Raw genomic sequence first — 16,299 nt, 5'->3', positions numbered from 1 at the left:
GTCCTTCCCGTTCTCAAGCGGCCGCGGCGAGCCGGACGTTGACGAGCCGCTCGACATCCGCGGGCGTGCTCTCCGGCGTTATCTCTTCCTCGATGTCGATGCCGTACCGGCTCTTGATCCGGCTGGCCAGCTCGACCCGGGCCAGCGAGTCCAGGTCGAGCGCCTCGAAGGTCTTGTCGAACGCGGCCTCGCCGAGATCCGGGTCGAGACCGACCGCGGTGAGCATGTCGGTCAGCTGACTCTGTACGGTGCCCGTGGAACTCATGTCTCTTCTCCTTCACCGGCCGTACCGGCCGACGATGCCGTGGAAGCGGTCGATTGCGTCGACTGCGCCGGTGCCGTGAGGACGGCGGACGCGGTCGACGTGTGAATGTGAAAGCGCAGCGAGCGGGCTTCCGTGAAGCAGTCGCGCATCGGCTTCACCAGATCCCGGTGCTCCTGGGACCTCTCCCAGGCCTCGAAATCGGTGAGATCACGCCACTCGCTGGTGATGAGCCATTGCTCCGGGTCGGTGGCCGACCGGCAGACCTGGTCCTCGACATGACCGGGGACCCCGGCGGCGACCTCGAACCGGATCTTCTCGTAGGCGTCCAGGAAGTCCTGTCGCCGTGCCTCGGGTACGCGGATCAGGAAGACCACCCTGGCCCGGGGCGCGCTCACCGGGCCGGCCTTCGGGCGTCCGGCGGGGGACCGCCGGCGAGCGCGGAGCTGAAGCCGAACCTCCCGACCACCGGCATGACGCTGCCGTACATCCCGTCGGACTCCTCGCCGGTGAGGAACCGGACGGCACGGCCGACCAGTTCGGCCTCGACCGTGAGTCCCGGATCGACGTGCGGCATCTCCTTGCGCATCTCCGGGGTCTCCACGAGGGTCAGCGAGATCAGGTTGGCGTGGATCCCGCGGTTCTTGACCTCGTGGGCCATGGAACGCACCCAGGAGGTCAGGGCGGCCTTGCTCGCGGCGTAGGACGACATCGCGGCGAGCGGCTCATCGGCCAGTGGGGTGCCGAAGTAGACCAGGCGACCGCCCTCACGCAGATGGGGGAGGACCGCCTGCGTGGCGACCACCGCCGCCAGGAAGTTGGACCTCAGCAGTTCCTCGTACGAGGCCACGTCGGTGAGCATCACGGGGCCCACCGAGAAGCCGCCCACGAGATGCACCAGGCCGTCCAGCCTGCCGAACGCGCGAACCGCCTCGGCAGCCGCGTGCTGTGCGCCGTCCGGTTCCGTGGTGTCGGCAGCCAGGGTCCTGACCGCTCCGGAACCGCCGAAGGCGGCGGCCAGTTCGGCGAGCCTGCCGCTGTTGCGGCCGGTCAGCAGGAGCCGGTCACCGCGCTCGGCGAGGCATCGCACCGTGGCCTCGCCCAGCCGGCCGGTCGCGCCGGTGACCAGGAAGGTCCGCGGGGCGGCGCTCACGCCTCCTGCTCCTCGAAGACCGCGACGCGCGTGGTGACGTGCTCCATCATCGCCTTCTGGAAGAAGGCCCGCGCCCCGGCGGGCGAGCTCATGTCGCGGGGCTCGACCAGATACTCGTCCAGCTTCCGCTCCAGCTCCTGGATGGCGGGCTGCCTGGCCAGGTGCGCCATCACCCGGGGCAGGCTCCCGTCGATCTCCATCATGCGGACGACCAGGCCGTCCTTCATGAAGATCGAAGTGCCGAGCAGCCGCGTCCCGTCAGGGGTGACCCACTCGGGCGGGGAGTAGTTGGCGAGCAGGTCCTTGACGATCGCCTCGGTGCCGGGCTTTACCCGGAAGCTGATGGCGTAACGTTCCATCGGATTTCTCTCCTCACGAGATGACACGGAGACCGGATGGTCCGACGGCCGGCGTCAACCGGCCTCGGCCAGCCTGCCGTTCGGGCCGCGCCCCGGTCTTCCGGCGGCCGGGCGAGATTCGGCCTCCCCACACCGGAGGAGCACTCCCCCCTCGGCACCGGTCCCCTCCTCCTCGGGGCGGTCCCCTCCTCCGCGCGGCCGTCGGCCGGTTCGTCCCCGTGCGGGAAGACGGCGGTCAGGGCGTCGGCCTAGCGTCCTTGGGCAGTGCGGCGCGGCAACGGCACGGCATTCCCCCAGCCGTTCCCCTGTTCTCCGCCGCGCCGCACTGCTTCCACGTGACCACCCGCAGCCCTGCTCCCGAACGTCCGCACGGCTGCGTCCACTGCCGCACCCACCAGAGGAGACGCTGTGGCCGACGACCGCGACGAGGTCATCGTCCTGGGCGGCGGAATCGCCGGGCTCACCACCGTGCTGGCCCTGCGGTCCGCAGGCATCCCCGCGAGGGCGTACGAACGATCACCGGCGCTGCGCTCCGCGGCCGCCGGCAACGGACTGGTCGTCTGGCACAACGCGGTACTCGCGCTGCGCACCATCGGTCTGGACAAACACCTGGACGCCATCGGGATGGAACTGCGGCGCTACCGATTCCGGTCCCGGCGCAGCGGCGCTCTCGCCGACTGGTCCATCGAGAACGGCGCCCGCCGCCACGGCGCCCCCGCCTACACGGTGAGCCGGCCCGCTCTGCACGGCATGCTCAGCGACCTGGTCGGCGACGACCTGGTGCTCGGCGCCCGGTGCACGGACTTCACCGAGGAGTCCGACGGGGTGACCGTGCGGTTCGAGGACGGCCGTACGGTCCGCGGACCGCTGCTGATCGGGGCCGACGGGCTGCGTTCGACGGTACGACATGCCCTGATGCCCTACGAACCACCGCCCCGTTACGCCGGGATGACGGCCTGTCAGGGCATCGTCCGCCTGCCCATGGACCAGGTGCCGGCCGGGGTGTTCGTCAACACCTTCGGAGAGGGCAGCTGGTTCGTCCACTACCGCCTCGACGACGACTCCGTCTACTGGGACGGCGTCCTCAACGACCACATCGGCCGCCGCCTCGGCCGCACGGCCGCCGCCCTCGGCGTCGGCGTCCGCGAGGCCCTGCTACGGGAGTTCGGGCACTGGCCCGACCCCATACCCGCGCTGATCGAGGCCACCGGGGAATCGGAGATCCTCCCCGTGCACATCTTCGACCGGGACCCGGTACCGCTGTGGAGCACCCAACGGGTCACGCTGGTCGGAGACGCCGCGCAGCCGATGACCTTCAACCTCGGCCAGGGCGCCAACCAGGCGATGGAGGGAGCGGTCGTCCTCGCCCAGTGCCTGTCCGCCGCTCTCGCCGACGACCCGGCCGCCGCGACCGACGGTGCCGTGGCCACCGCCCTCGCCGCGTACGAGCGGCGCCGTATGGACCGAGTGGTGCGCGTCGCCCGCCGCTCCCGCGCCAACGGAGTGCTCAGCCGCTGGCAGAACCCGGTCGTGTGCCTGATGCGCGACGCCTTCATGAAGGTGGCATTCGACCGGCTGGTGTACCGCAAGACCTACCAACTCACCATGGACACCGACCTCACCGGGGACAACCACTCATGACCACCGAAGCCCGCCCCACCAGCGGAGTCAGCCGGACCGCCGTCATCATCGCGCAGGCCCGCGCGACCGAGGACGCCCGGACCGACCGGCTGTTCACGGACCCCTACGCCCAGTCCTTCGTCGACGCCGTCGGATGGATCCAGGTCGCCGAGGCGGGCCGCCTCAACCAGGGCCACTTCGTCCTGCGCACCCGCTTCTTCGACGACTACTTCCGGGCCGCCGCGCAGGCCGGCTGCCGCCAGGCGGTCCTGGTGGCGGCCGGCCTGGACACCCGGGCCTTCCGGCTCGAGTGGCCGGCCGGGTTCCGGCTCTTCGAGATCGACCTGCCCGGGCTGCTGGCCTTCAAGGAGGCGGTGCTGGGAGTGCGCGAGGCCAGCCCCTCCTGCGACCGGAAGACGGTACGCGCCGACCTCCGGGAGGACTGGCCGGCCGCCCTGCTCGCCGCCGGCTTCGACCCCGAACAGCCGACCGCCTGGCTGGTCGAGGGCCTGATGATGTACCTCGAACCGGCGGACAACGACCGGCTCGTCGACCGCATCGGGAAGCTTTCCGCCCCCGGCAGCAGGCTGGCGATCGAGCACATCAACCAGGCGTACACCGAACTCCCGCAGCTGAAGGCCGTACACGCGCGGCTGCGCAGGGTAGGTGCCGCCTGGCGCTCCACGATCGAGGACCCGTGCGCATGGCTCGGCGCGCACGGCTGGACGGCGACGGTCGTACCGCAGACCGAACTCGCCGCGCGCCACGGCCGGCCGGTCCCCGAACTGACCGATCCGGCACGGGTCGGCAGCGCCCGGATGTGGCTGGCCGAGGCGGTCAGAAGCGCTCCGGAGGTGTCCGCCGCCCCCGGCCGTGCGTGACCGGCCGCCCTCCCGCCCGTCGCCGATTCCCTCATTCCGTTGGACGTCCCTGAATCTCTTGGAGCACCATGGCCAGCCGTCTTTTCACCTCGGAATCCGTGACCGAGGGACATCCGGACAAGATCGCCGATCAGATCAGCGACACCGTCGTGGACGCCCTGCTCGCCCGGGACCCCCGCGCCCGGGTCGCGGTCGAGACCCTGATCACCACCGGCCAGGTGCACGTGGCCGGCGAGGTCTCGACGCGGGCGCAGGTCGACATCGCGTCCCTCGCCCGGCAGAAGATCCTGGAGATCGGGTACGACCATTCGGCGAAGGGCTTCGACGGCGCCTCATGCGGGGTGTCCGTGTCCATCGGGGCGCAGTCACCGGACATCGCCCGGGGCGTCGACAACGCCTACGAGACCAGGATGGCCGGGGGCGACGAGCCGGCGCAGCAGGGCGCCGGGGACCAGGGCCTGATGTTCGGGTACGCCACCGACGAGACGCCCGAACTCATGCCGCTGCCCGTCAGCCTCGCCCACCGGCTGGCCCGCAGGCTGGCCGAAGTCCGCCGGAACGGAACTGTCCCCTATCTGCGGCCCGACGGAAAGACACAGGTCACCATCGAATACCGGGGGAGCCGCCCGGCTCGCCTCGACACCGTCGTGGTCTCCTCGCAGCATGCCGGTGATGTCGGGCTCGACATGCTGTCCCCCCACATCCGCGTGCACGTGGTGGAGCACGTCCTGTCCCAGCTGGCACAGGACGGCATCAAGCTCGAGACCGAGGACCACCGGCTCCTGGTGAACCCCACCGGAAGGTTCGAGATCGGTGGCCCCATGGGGGACGCCGGACTGACGGGCCGGAAGATCATCATCGACACCTACGGCGGCATGGCCCGCCACGGCGGCGGTGCCTTCTCCGGCAAGGACCCGTCCAAGGTCGACCGCTCGGCCGCGTACGCGATGCGTTGGGTGGCCAAGAACGTGGTCGCCGCGGGCCTCGCCCGCCGCTGCGAGATCCAGGTCGCCTACGCGATCGGCAAGGCCGAACCGGTCGGCCTCTTCGTAGAGACCTTCGGTTCCGCGGTCGTCGGGCAGGAGGTGATCGAGAAGGCCATCGGCGAGACGTTCGACCTGCGGCCGGCCGCGATCATCCGTGACCTGGACCTGCTGCGGCCCATCTACGCGCAGACGGTCGCATACGGCCACTTCGGGCGCGAGCTCCCGGACTTCACCTGGGAACGGACCGACCGGACCGGTGCGCTGCACACGGCGGCGGGACGCTGACATGCGCATCGCCGTCACCGGTTCCATCGCCACCGACCATCTGATGGTCTTTCCCGGACGCATCACGGAGCTGCTGATCCCCGACCGGCTGCACGCGCTGTCGCTCTCGTTCCTCGTCGACAGCCTCGAGGTGCGCCGGGGCGGGGTCGCCGCCAACATCGCCTTCGCCCTCGGCCTGCTCGGGCTGGATCCGCTGCTGGTCGGCGCGGTGGGCAGTGACTTCACCGACTACGAGATCTGGCTGAAGGGCAACGGCGTCGACACGTCCGGAGTGCGGGTGTCGGGCCGGCAGCAGACAGCCCGCTTCGTCTGCATGACGGACCAGGACGCCAACCAGATCGCGTCCTTCTACCCGGGCGCGATGTCGGAAGCGCGGGAGATCGACCTCCGGCGGCTTCTGACGGCACAGCAGGAGATCGGTCTCGTCGTCATCTCTCCCGACGACCCGGAAGCCATGCGGCTGCACACCGACCAGTGCCGGGAACTCGGCCTCCCCTTCGCCGCCGACCCCTCGCAGCAGCTCACCCGGCTCACCCGCGCCGAGGTGCGCGAACTCGTGGACGGCGCCCAGTGGCTGTTCACCAACGAGTACGAGGCCGCCCTCCTGCTCGAACGCACGGGGTGGTGCGAGAAGGAGGTACTCGCCCGGGTCGGGATCTGGGTCACCACCCTCGGGGCGGGCGGCGTCCGCATCGAGGCTGCCGACGGGCGCGGCACCACGGTGCCCGCCGTCCCCGGGGTGCAGGTGGTGGACCCGACCGGCGTCGGAGACGCCTTCCGCGCGGGGTTCCTCGCGGCCTGCGGCTGGGGCCGTTCCCCGGTCAGCGCCGCCCGCCTGGGCTGCGTACTGGCCGCCACGGCGCTGGGCCGCGTCGGGTCGCAGGAGTACGAGCTCTCGCCGCGTCCACTGCTCACCACCCTGTCCGCCACCTACGGCCATCGGGCGGCCCAGGCCCTTGCACGGGAACTGCGCCACGTGGGACGCCCACCGCTGAGCGACCGCAGGTCGGCGTGAGGCGACGGTTGTGCGCGCCGGCCGGCCCGGGCGTGCGCGCGCGTGCCGTGTCATGAAGGACACGCGCGTGTGCTCCCCCGTGGCACACGCGCCTGCCCGAGATCCCGTTGAGCGCCGAAGAACTCCCCGAGATCCGGCTACGCCCCGAAGAACTCCTCGAGCACCGGCGCGAGGACGGCCGGCTCCACCATGTGGGTCTGCCCCTCCAGGCTCCGGTACGTCCCCTCCGGTACGGTCTCCGCGATCGCCCGCGCGGCCTCCCGCATCCACGCCGGGCTCGCGCCGCCCGCGACGGCCAGCACCGGCACGGTGATCGAGGCCAGCCGGTCCCGGGGCACCAGACCGTCGCCCATCACGGCGTCGTCGTAGGCGAGGCTCGGCGCGATCCTCTCCATGCCGGGCCACATGGGGGAGTGGCGGGCACCCTGGATCATCTGCTCGGCCATCCCGGTCAGCCGCAGGAACAGCTCGACGGCGTCCCCGCGGCGGCCCTGCTCGAGCGCCTCGGTGAGCCGCTCGGTGTACTCCGCGCGCTCCTCCGCGCCGCCCTCGTAGACCGCGAACGGCACCTCGTACACCGCGACCTGACGCACCGGCAGCCCGCTCGCCGCCGCCTCCAGCACCAGCGCGCCGCCCGACGAGACGCCGCACAGCGCCGCCTCGCCGCCCACCGCCTCGATCAGTGCGGCGAGGTCCTCGACCTCCCGCTCCACCGCGTACGGCGGCCGGTCACCACTCTCGCCACGCCCCCGACGGTCGTACACGACGACGCTGAAACGATCTGACAAGGGCACCGCCAGCGGCGCCACAGTGCCACCGGTGGACATCGCCCCGCTGACGAGGATCACCGCCGGACCCTCGCCGGTGCGCTCGTAGGCGATGGAGGTGCCGTCGGCCGAAATGGTCTTCTTGTCCATGCCTGTGGAGACTGCCGTACGGCGTGAAGCTCATCGGTGAGGCGAGCGGCGCGTCACACGACTTCTACTTCGTAGAAGCAGAGGTGGTCCTTGATCTCGCCCACGTCCGGCTTCGGGTCCGGGTACGCCCAGACGAGGTCCGCCGCGTCCGGCAGCGACCAGTAGGAGGCCGTTCCCTTGAACGGGCAGTACGTGTGCGTGCCGGAGGGCGTCAGCAGGTCCAGCCGTACGTCCTCGGCCGGGATGTAGTACCGCACGGGACAGCCCGTCTCCCGCAGGAGGAGCGGCCGGTCGGTCTCCGCGAGGACCTGGTCGCCGTGGACGGCCCGTACGCGCTGCGTGCCCTGCTCGATCGTGATCGTGTGTCCGTCAGCCATACGGTGAAAAGCGCTCGCGGGCCCGCGGTTCTTCCCGCGTACGGTGGCTCCATGCGAATCTGCGTCTTCCTCTCCGCCGCCGACCTCGACGACCGTTACACGCGCCCCGCGCGCGAGTTCGCGAAACTGCTGGGCAAGGGCGGGCACACGCTCGTGTGGGGCGGCTCCGACGTCGGGCTGATGAAGGTGGTCGCCGACGGGGTCCAGGAGGCGGGCGGCCGGCTCGCTGGCGTCTCCGTCGAGTTCCTGGCCGCCAAGGTCCGCCCGGGCGTCGACGAGATGGTGATCGCGAAGGACCTCGCCGAGCGCAAGAAGCTGCTCCTGGAGAAGGCCGACGCGGTGGTGATCATGGTCGGCGGTACGGGGACCCTGGACGAGGCGACGGAGATCCTGGAACTGAAGAAGCACGGCCACACGGACAAGCCGGTGGTCCTGCTCAACACCGCGGGCTTCTACGACGGCCTGAAGGAGCAGTTCCGTCGCATGGAGGACGAGGGCTTCCTGCCCCGCCCGCTGAGCGACCTGGTGTTCTTCGCGGAGGAGCCGGTGGGGGCGCTGGCGTACCTGGAAGAGAGCCGGGGAGTGGAGTGAGCGCGCACTGATGCGAGCATGGCGGACATGGCTACTCATGTGATCACCGGAGCGGGCTCCGGCATCGGCGCGGCCGTCGCCCGCCGCCTGCACGCGCGCGGGGACGAACTCGTCCTCCACGCGCGCGACGCGGGCCGTGCGAAGGAGCTGGCCGCGGAGTTCCCCGGCGCGAGGACTCTCGTCGGCGACCTGGCGGACCCGGACAAGCTGTCCTGGGCCTTCTCCCACCAGTCGCTCCCGGACCGGGTGGACTCCCTGCTCCACATCGCCGGGGTCGTGGACCTGGGCCCGGTGGGCGACCTGACCCCGAAGTCCTGGCGCCACCAGCTCAACGTCAACCTGATCTCGCCGGCCGAGCTGACCCGCCACTTCCTCCCCCAACTCCGCGCCACCCGCGGCCACGTGGTCTTCGTGAACTCCGGCGCCGGCCTCAACGCGCACGCCGACTGGTCCGCGTACGCCGCGTCCAAGCACGGCCTCAAGGCTCTCGCGGACTCCCTCCGCCACGAGGAACACGCCAACGGCGTGCGGGTCACCTCGGTCTACCCCGGCCGCACGGCCAGCCCCATGCAGGCCAAGGTCCACCAGCAGGAGGGCAAGGAGTACGACGCCTCGAAGTGGATCGACCCCGAGTCGGTGGCGACGACGATCCTGATGGCGATCGACCTGCCCAAGGACGCCGAGGTCAACGACCTGACGGTGCGACCGGGGCGTTGACGGTGGCTTTCTCGCCCCCGCCGCCCCTACCCGTCCCATCCCTGGGGGCCTGCGGCCCCCAGACCCCCGCTTTCGGCCCTTGAGGGGCCTCGTCCTCAAACGCCGGACGGGCTAAGTCAGCCCCTCCGGCGTTTGAGGAGCGCGGGTCCAGGGGGCGGAGCCCCCTGGGAACGGCGCCGAAGGGGCAGCGCCCCTGGAGGATGGGACGGGTAGGGGCGGCGGGGGCGAAAACATAGGCTGCACATGTGAACGCAGACATTCGTTTCGGCGCAGCCACCGGCGTCGGCTCCATGCCCGGCGGCGACGCCCGTGAGGCCGCCAAGACCGTCACCGGGTCCTTCGAGGACTTCCCGTACCTCGCCGAGCTCCCCGCCCGCGGCCCCGGCGCGGACATGATCGGCCGGACCGCCGGGATGCTCGTCGAGCTGTACGCGCGCGTGGAGCCCAGCGGTTGGCGGATCGGGGACCGGCCGGGGCGGGACACCAGGCGCGCGACGTCGTGGCTGGGGGAGGACCTAGACGCGCTGGAGGAGTTCACCCAGGGATACGAGGGGCAGCTGAAGGTCCAGGCCGTGGGGCCGTGGACCCTGGCCACCGCGCTGGAACTGAAGAACGGCGAGGCCGCCCTCTCCGATCCCGGCGCCTGCCGCGACCTCGCCGCCTCGCTCGCCGAGGGGCTGCGACAGCACCTCGCCGAGGTGCGACGCCGCATCCCCGGCGCCCAGGTCGTCCTGCAGCTCGACGAGCCCTCCCTCATCGCCGTACTGCGCGGACAGGTGAAGTCCGCCAGCGGCTACCGCACCCACCGGGCCGTGGACCGGCAGATCGTCGAGGCGACCCTCCGCGACGTCGTCGGGGTTCACGGCGACGGGCCCGTCGTGGTCCACTCGTGCGCACCGGACGTCCCGTTCGCCCTGCTGCGCCGGGCGGGCGCGGCGGCGATCTCCTTCGACTTCTCCCTCCTCACCGAGCGTGACGACGACGCGATCGGCGAGGCGGTGGAAGCGGGCACCCGGCTCTTCGCCGGTGTCGTCCCGGGCACGGACGGCCCATTGTCAGACCCTGCCGGTAGCGTCATGGGTGTCAGGACGTTGTGGCGCAGGCTGGGGCTGTCACCGGGGCTTCTCGCGGAGGCGGTCACGGTCACGCCGTCGTGCGGACTCGCGGGGGCTTCCCCGGAGTACGCGCGCAAGGCTCTCGCCCACTGCGTCCAGGCGGCGAGATCCCTCGCGGACAACCCAGAGTAACGGGAGGACTACACGGTGGCCGGCGACAAGCAAGCGGAGACGACGGTGCCCGCCGAGGCGCGGGAGAAGCACGCGAAGCTCGCTGAGCAGATCGAGGAGCACCGCTTCCGGTACTACGTGAAGGACGCTCCCGTCATCAGCGACGCGGAGTTCGACAAGCTCCTGCGCTCGCTCGAAGCGCTGGAGGACGAGTATCCGGAGCTGCGCACCCCGGACTCGCCGACCCAGAAGGTCGCGGGCGCGTACGAGACGGAGTTCACGGCGGTCCAGCACCGCGAGCGCATGCTGTCGCTGGACAACGCCTTCGACGATCTCGAGCTCGCAGCCTGGGGCGAGCGGGTCCACAAGGACGTCGGCACGTCCAAGTACCACTTCCTGTGCGAGCTCAAGGTCGACGGCCTCGCCGTCAACCTCACCTACGAGCGCGGCCGCCTCACCCGCGCGGCGACCCGGGGCGACGGCCGCACCGGCGAGGACATCACTCCCAATGTCCGTACGATCGCGGACATTCCGGACCGTCTTAAGGGCGACCGCATCCCCGACCTCGTGGAGATCCGGGGCGAGGTCTACTTCCCGATGGAGAAGTTCGAGGAGCTCAACGCCCGCCTGGTCGAGGCCGGCGACAAGCCCTTCGCCAACCCGCGCAACGCGGCCGCCGGTTCGCTCCGCCAGAAGGACCCGCGCGTCACCGCGACCCGCCCGCTGCACATGGTCGTCCACGGCATCGGCGCCCTGGAGGGCTTCGACGGCATGACCCGCCTCTCGGAGGCGTACGACCTGCTGAAGACCTGGGGCCTGCCCACCGCCCGGCACAACAAGGTGGTCGAGGACCTCGACGGCGTACGGGAGTTCATCGCGTACTTCGGCGAGAACCGCCACTCCGTGGAGCACGAGATCGACGGAGTCGTCGTCAAGCTCGACCAGATTCCCCTCCAGGGCCGACTCGGCTCCACCTCGCGCGCGCCGCGCTGGGCGATCGCGTACAAGTACGCGCCGGAGGAGGTCAACACCAAGCTCGTCAACATCCGTGTGGGCGTGGGCCGTACGGGCCGGGTCACGCCGTACGCCCAGGTCGAACCGGTCACGGTCGCGGGTTCGGAGGTCGAGTTCGCCACCCTGCACAACCAGGACGTCGTGAAGCTGAAGGGCGTCCTCATCGGCGACACCGTCGTCCTGCGCAAGGCCGGTGACGTCATCCCGGAGATCCTCGGGCCCGTCGTCGACCTGCGCGACGGCAGCGAGCGCGAGTTCGTGATGCCGGCCGAGTGCCCGGAGTGCGGTACGGCTCTGCGGCCCATGAAGGAGGGCGACGTCGACCTGCGCTGCCCCAACGCCCGCACCTGCCCGGCCCAATTGCGCGAGCGCCTGTTCTACCTCGCGGGCCGAAAGGCGCTGGACATCGAGCACTTCGGCTATGTCGCCGCCGCCGCGCTCACCAAGCCGCTGGAGCCGGCCGAGCCGCCGCTCGTGGACGAGGGCGACCTGTTCGACCTGACCGTCGAGCAGCTGCTGCCCATCAGGGCGTACGTCCTCGACCAGGACAGCGGTCTGCCCAAGCGTGACCCGAAGTCCGGCGAGGAGAAGATCGCCACGGTCTTCGCCAACCAGCAGGGCGAGCCCAGGAAGAACGCGGTCGCGATGCTGGAGAACATCGCCGCAGCCAAGGAGCGCCCGCTCGCCCGCATCCTCACCGGCCTGTCGATCCGTCACGTCGGCCCGGTCGCCGCGGAGGCGCTGGCCCGTGAGTTCCGCTCCATCGACCGCATCGAACAGGCCAGTGAGGAGGAGTTGGCGAACACCGACGGCGTCGGCCCGATCATCGCCGCCTCGCTCAAGGAGTGGTTCGCCGAGGAGTGGCACCAGGAGATCCTTCGCAAGTGGAAGGCCGCCGGCGTCCGTATGGAGGAGGAGGGCTCCGGCGAGGACGAGGGGCCCCGCCCGCTGGAGGGGCTCACCGTCGTCGTCACCGGCACCCTGGAGCACTTCACCCGTGACGGCGCCAAGGAGGCGCTGCAAAGTCGCGGAGCGAAGGTAACCGGTTCCGTTTCGAAGAAGACGTCCTTTGTTGTCGTGGGTGACAGCCCGGGGTCCAAATATGACAAGGCCATGCAGCTCAAGGTGCCTGTTCTGAACGAGGACGGATTCAACGTCCTGCTGGAACAGGGGCCCGACGCCGCGGCCGAAGTCGCGCTCCCCACAGAGGAGTAAAGGTTGAAGCCCACCCGATAGGCGCATACCAGATGCATACGGGTGGCTGGGGCGCATTCGGGCAACCGTCGACGACCGCTGCCCGTGGAAGCCTTCTGCGGCCTACTGTTGAGGGGTGCGCCTGCCGTGCCCAGCTGCGGTCGGGGCATTCCCTTGCTCTCGAAGGGCTTTGCAGGGCGGGGGGAAGGGCTTTCCAACGCGGTGCCGTTGAAGGTTGTTGTCGGGCATCGGGCCGCGTGGCGTGGGCACCGCCGGCTGTGAGAGGGACGGGAATGGAACCGACCGAGAGTGCCGCCCCGGACTCACGGCTGCGCCGCATGGCCGGCGCATGGCGAGGGTGGGCGGCACGGACCGCGGAGCGTTCGCGCGCGGAAAGAGGCGCGGGGAGCGTCGCCGGCCCGCACACCGTGGCGGACGGCCACGCCGCCGCGCCGCTCGGCGCCGAGCGCACCGCCGGGCTGCCGGGCTCCGACCACGAACGGCACCTGTCCTGGCCCGCCCTGCCCGCGGCGATCGTCGCGGCGGCCGGGTTCGTTCTCGGTGCCGGGTTCTACCGGGCGTTCACGGGCAACCACGCCCTCTTCCCGTCCGGCACCGTCGGCTGGTCCCTGGCGGTGCTCACCGGGATCATCGTCGGCCACCTCGTCGCGCTCGGCCGCGCCCGCTGGTGGGGCGGCACCGGCTCCGGCGCCGCCCTCACCCTCGCCGTGCTGATGCTGTACGGCTGGGTGCCGGCCGGCATGGTCAGCCTCACCGTCGTCGTCCTGGTGGGCATCGCCCGCCGGGGCCGCTGGCGCCAAGGCGTGCTGCACGGCGCGGTGGACATCCTCGGCATCGCCGCGGGCGCCCTCGTGCTGGCCGCCTTCGGCCGCGTGCCGACCGTCGAGCACCCCTGGAACCCCGACACCTGGACGCTGTACACCGCCCCCGGCGTCGTGCTCGTCGCCGCCGCCTATCTGGCGGTCACCCGCGTCCTGCTCTGGTATCTGCACGCCCCGCGCGGCGGCTTGCCCACCGTCGCCCGCACCGCCCTGGTCAGGCAGGGCCTGGTCGCCGTGGCGCTGCTCGGCATCGCGCCGCTGGTGTGTGTCGTGGCCATCGCCAAGCCCCTGCTGCTGCCGCTGTTCTCCATCCCCCTGATCGCCCTCGACTCCACCCTGTGGATCGCCCGGGCCAGGGCGGAGGAGCAACTGCGTGACCCGCTGACCGGGCTGCCCAACCGGCAGTGGCTGCTGGAGCGGATCTGGACCGCGCTCGACGACGCCGAGCGCATCGGCGCCCGGTCCGCCCTGATGCTGATCGACCTCGACCGCTTCCGATCGGTCAACGACACGCTCGGTCATCTCGCCGGAGACCGGTTGCTGTTGCAGATAGCCGACCGGCTGCGCCTCGCCCTGCCGCGCGGAGCGGAGGCCGCGCGGCTCGGCGGCGACGAGTTCGCCGTGTTACTGCCGGTCGCCGACTCCACGACGTCCGCGACCCGGGTCGCCCGCGGCCTCGTCACGGCCCTCAGCTCCCCGCTCGACCTCGACGGGCTCACCCTGGTCCTGGAGGCCAGCGCGGGCGTCGCCGTCTTTCCCGACCACGCGCTCGACGCCGAGGGGATGCTGCGGCGCGCGGACGTGGCGATGTACCAGGCGAAGCGGGACCGTACGGGCGTAGAGGTCTACGAGTCCAAGCGGGACTCCAACACCCCGGACCGGCTCGGCCTGCTGGGGGATCTGCGCCGAGCGCTCGACGCGCAGGAGGTCGAACTGCACTACCAGCCGAAGGTCCGCTTCGACGGACAGGTCGCCGGGCTGGAGGCGCTGGTCCGCTGGGTGCATCCCGAGCGCGGGAAGGTGCCGCCGGACGAGTTCATAGCGATCGCCGAGTCGTCGGGGCTGATGCCGCACCTGACGGAGTACGTGCTGGAGACGGCGCTCGGCCAGGTGGCGCAGTGGCGGTCGCAGGGGCTGTACGTGCCCGTCGCGGTCAACGTCTCTCCCCGTGACGTCCACACCCCCGGCTTCGCGGGCTCCGTCGCCGCGCGGCTGGCCCGGCACGGTGTCCCGGCGGGAGCGCTCCAGCTGGAGATAACGGAACACGTCCTCCTGGAGGACCCGCAGCGCGCCGCCGACACGCTCGCCGGGCTGACCGGGCACGGCGTGAAGATGTCCCTGGACGACTTCGGCACGGGGTACTCGTCCCTCGTGCATCTGAGACGGCTCCCGGTGAGCGAGCTGAAGATCGACCGTTCCTTCGTGGCCCGGCTCGCGGTGGACACCGAGGACGCGGAGATCGTGCGCTGCACGGTCGATCTGGCGCACTCGCTGGGCCTGCTCGTCGTCGCCGAGGGCGTGGAGGACGACGAGACGTGGGAACGGCTGCGGGATCTGGGCTGCGACGCGGTTCAGGGCTGGCTGGTCGCCGCGGCGATGCCTCCGGAAGAGACGACGGCCTGGCTGCGGGCGCGAGGATCGCGTGGTTGGCAGCGCCCAAGGGCGGCACTTCCTGCCGCCGAGTAACGGCAAACGCGCCCCTCCAGGGGCGGGGGCCTGCGCAGACGTGCGGCTCCGCCGCGTGGGCGCGACAGCCAGGACGGGCCCGCAGCCGAAAGACGGCGTATTACGGCACCCCCCTCGCGGCCTCGTCAGCGAAGCGCCCCGCTGAAGTGCCCGGTGAGCAGTTCCAGCCGCTGCTCATGTGCCCCTTCCGGCAGCCGCCCGCTCCGCATCAGCGTCACCAGGCCGTGCAGACCGGCCCAGTAAGTCTCCGTCAGCAGGCCCACGTCGTCGCCCTCGGCCGCGATCGGCTCGACGGCCTGCCTCAGCTCACCGAAGGCTTCCTGCAAGGGCGCCGGTGCTTCGGGCGTGGCGAACGGCAGGTCCACGCGGTGGGTGAACATCGCGTCGTAGAGAGCCGGCCGGCGCCGCGCGAAGGCCGTGTACGCCTCACCCACCGCGGCCAGCGCCCCGCGCCTGCCCTTCGCCGCCTCACGCGCCGTACGCAACTCGACGGCCAGCTCCGCGCAGCCCTGCACCGCCACCGCCGCCATAATCGCCTCCTTGCCCTTGAAGTGGCTGTAGAGGACGGGCTGGCTGTACTCGATCTCGGCCGCCAGGCGGCGCGTGGTGACCGCCTCCCAGCCCTCGGCCTCCGCCAGCTCCCGCGCGGCCGTGACGATCAGCCGCTCGCGTTCCGCTCGTTCGCGCTCGCGGCGCGTCTGGATGGACATGGTCTGAATTCTAGCAGCGCTAGCCAATCTGTCGACGCTCTGCTAGCTTCGCTCTTGTCCCTAGCGTTGCTAGCGAGGAGTGAACACATGACCGTGACCGCGTACACCCTGGCCGTCGTCCTGAATCTGTTCTGCCTGTTCCTCGGCTACCGGTTCCTGTTCCAGCCCGCCTCCGCCGCCACCGGCTACGGCGTCCCCGCCCGGCCGGACGGGGACGCAGGTGCCTATCTCTCGATCAAGGGGCTGCGGGACGGCACCTTCGGCCTGGTGGGGCTGGTCCTGCTCTTCTTCGCCGGGGCCCGCGCGGAGGCGTGGTTCATGCTCGCCGTGGCGATCGTGCCGCTCTTCGACACGCTGATAGTGCTGCGGCACGGCGGCCCGAAGGCCACCGCGTTCGGCATCCACTTCGCCACCGCGGTCGTCGTACTGATCAGCGCGGGCCTGCTGTTCGCCGTCTGAACCAA

17 protein-coding genes are annotated in these 16,299 nt (G+C 71.1%); 10 read left to right on the top strand and 7 right to left on the bottom strand.

The window, feature by feature from the left end:
* Nucleotides 1–13: 13 nt before the first annotated feature.
* Genes IF78_RS0126510 through IF78_RS0126495 form a run of 4 tightly spaced genes read right to left on the bottom strand, consistent with a single transcriptional unit; the run spans nt 14 to nt 1,774 of the window.
* On the bottom strand, nt 14–265 hold the full coding sequence (locus IF78_RS0126510; protein ID WP_031485363.1) for an acyl carrier protein: 252 nt from the start codon (nt 263–265) through the stop codon (nt 14–16).
* The gene (locus IF78_RS0126505) at nt 262–660 is read right to left on the bottom strand and encodes an antibiotic biosynthesis monooxygenase family protein (RefSeq protein ID WP_051828176.1); all 399 of its coding nucleotides are present in this window, start codon (nt 658–660) and stop codon (nt 262–264) included. The genes IF78_RS0126510 and IF78_RS0126505 overlap by 4 nt, the downstream gene beginning before the upstream one ends.
* Nucleotides 657–1,415, bottom strand: coding sequence for an SDR family NAD(P)-dependent oxidoreductase (locus IF78_RS0126500; protein WP_234439897.1), 759 nt, complete (start codon nt 1,413–1,415; stop codon nt 657–659). The genes IF78_RS0126505 and IF78_RS0126500 overlap by 4 nt, the downstream gene beginning before the upstream one ends.
* Entirely contained in the window at nt 1,412–1,774 is a 363-nt protein-coding gene (locus IF78_RS0126495) for a SchA/CurD-like domain-containing protein (RefSeq protein ID WP_031485358.1), read from the bottom strand. The genes IF78_RS0126500 and IF78_RS0126495 overlap by 4 nt, the downstream gene beginning before the upstream one ends.
* A gap of 408 nt (nt 1,775–2,182) precedes the next feature.
* On the opposite strand from IF78_RS0126495, the gene IF78_RS0126490 reads away from it, so the two are divergent.
* The 4 genes from IF78_RS0126490 (at nt 2,183) to IF78_RS0126475 (ending at nt 6,561) form a co-directional block, all read left to right on the top strand.
* On the top strand, nt 2,183–3,415 hold the full coding sequence (locus IF78_RS0126490) for an FAD-dependent oxidoreductase (RefSeq protein ID WP_031485355.1): 1,233 nt from the start codon (nt 2,183–2,185) through the stop codon (nt 3,413–3,415).
* Entirely contained in the window at nt 3,412–4,275 is an 864-nt protein-coding gene (locus tag IF78_RS0126485) for an SAM-dependent methyltransferase (protein WP_031485353.1), read from the top strand. Before IF78_RS0126490 ends, IF78_RS0126485 begins: the two co-directional genes overlap by 4 nt.
* A gap of 68 nt (nt 4,276–4,343) precedes the next feature.
* Complete coding sequence (gene metK / locus IF78_RS0126480) at nt 4,344–5,546, top strand: methionine adenosyltransferase (protein ID WP_031485351.1); 1,203 nt, start codon at nt 4,344–4,346, stop codon at nt 5,544–5,546.
* Nucleotide 5,547: 1 nt separating this feature from the next.
* On the top strand, nt 5,548–6,561 hold the full coding sequence (locus tag IF78_RS0126475; RefSeq protein WP_051828175.1) for a carbohydrate kinase family protein: 1,014 nt from the start codon (nt 5,548–5,550) through the stop codon (nt 6,559–6,561).
* 137 nt (nt 6,562–6,698) lie between these two features.
* Here the strand turns inward: IF78_RS0126475 and IF78_RS0126470 are convergent, their stop codons facing one another.
* Together IF78_RS0126470 and IF78_RS0126465 are read right to left on the bottom strand one after the other, a co-directional pair.
* Nucleotides 6,699–7,478 carry an alpha/beta fold hydrolase gene (locus IF78_RS0126470; protein WP_031485347.1) on the bottom strand — a complete coding sequence of 260 codons (780 nt, stop codon included), beginning with the start codon at nt 7,476–7,478 and terminating at the stop codon, nt 6,699–6,701.
* Between the two features lie 53 nt (nt 7,479–7,531).
* Nucleotides 7,532–7,855 (bottom strand): DUF427 domain-containing protein, encoded by a 324-nt coding sequence (locus IF78_RS0126465; RefSeq protein WP_031485344.1) that lies wholly within the window; start codon nt 7,853–7,855, stop codon nt 7,532–7,534.
* Between the two features lie 51 nt (nt 7,856–7,906).
* On the opposite strand from IF78_RS0126465, the gene IF78_RS0126460 reads away from it, so the two are divergent.
* The 5 genes from IF78_RS0126460 to IF78_RS0126440 all read left to right on the top strand — a co-directional run bounded on the left by IF78_RS0126460 (nt 7,907) and on the right by IF78_RS0126440 (nt 15,125).
* Nucleotides 7,907–8,446 (top strand): LOG family protein, encoded by a 540-nt coding sequence (locus IF78_RS0126460; protein WP_031485342.1) that lies wholly within the window; start codon nt 7,907–7,909, stop codon nt 8,444–8,446.
* Nucleotides 8,447–8,464: 18 nt separating this feature from the next.
* Entirely contained in the window at nt 8,465–9,163 is a 699-nt protein-coding gene (locus IF78_RS0126455) for an SDR family oxidoreductase (RefSeq protein WP_031485340.1), read from the top strand.
* A gap of 290 nt (nt 9,164–9,453) precedes the next feature.
* Entirely contained in the window at nt 9,454–10,410 is a 957-nt protein-coding gene (locus IF78_RS0126450) for a methionine synthase (RefSeq protein WP_051828189.1), read from the top strand.
* A 15-nt stretch (nt 10,411–10,425) separates the two neighbouring features.
* A complete protein-coding gene (ligA, locus tag IF78_RS0126445) occupies nt 10,426–12,618 on the top strand; it encodes an NAD-dependent DNA ligase LigA (protein ID WP_031485336.1) in 2,193 nt (730 codons plus the stop codon).
* A 272-nt stretch (nt 12,619–12,890) separates the two neighbouring features.
* Nucleotides 12,891–15,125, top strand: a complete 2,235-nt coding sequence (locus IF78_RS0126440; protein WP_031485334.1) for a putative bifunctional diguanylate cyclase/phosphodiesterase — start codon at nt 12,891–12,893, stop codon at nt 15,123–15,125.
* 125 nt (nt 15,126–15,250) lie between these two features.
* On the opposite strand, the gene IF78_RS0126435 is transcribed toward IF78_RS0126440, so the two are convergent.
* Nucleotides 15,251–15,835, bottom strand: coding sequence for a TetR/AcrR family transcriptional regulator (locus IF78_RS0126435; protein WP_031485332.1), 585 nt, complete (start codon nt 15,833–15,835; stop codon nt 15,251–15,253).
* An 87-nt stretch (nt 15,836–15,922) separates the two neighbouring features.
* On the opposite strand from IF78_RS0126435, the gene IF78_RS0126430 reads away from it, so the two are divergent.
* Nucleotides 15,923–16,294: a DUF4267 domain-containing protein gene (locus IF78_RS0126430; RefSeq protein ID WP_031485329.1), complete on the top strand. Its 372-nt coding sequence runs from the start codon at nt 15,923–15,925 to the stop codon at nt 16,292–16,294.
* The last annotated feature ends 5 nt before the right edge of the window (nt 16,295–16,299 follow it).

Source organism: Streptomyces bicolor, from assembly GCF_000719285.1.
GTDB lineage: Bacteria > Actinomycetota > Actinomycetes > Streptomycetales > Streptomycetaceae > Streptomyces > Streptomyces bicolor.
The sequence above is the reverse complement of the archived record's forward strand: the minus strand, read 5'-3'. Positions and strand labels throughout refer to the sequence as shown.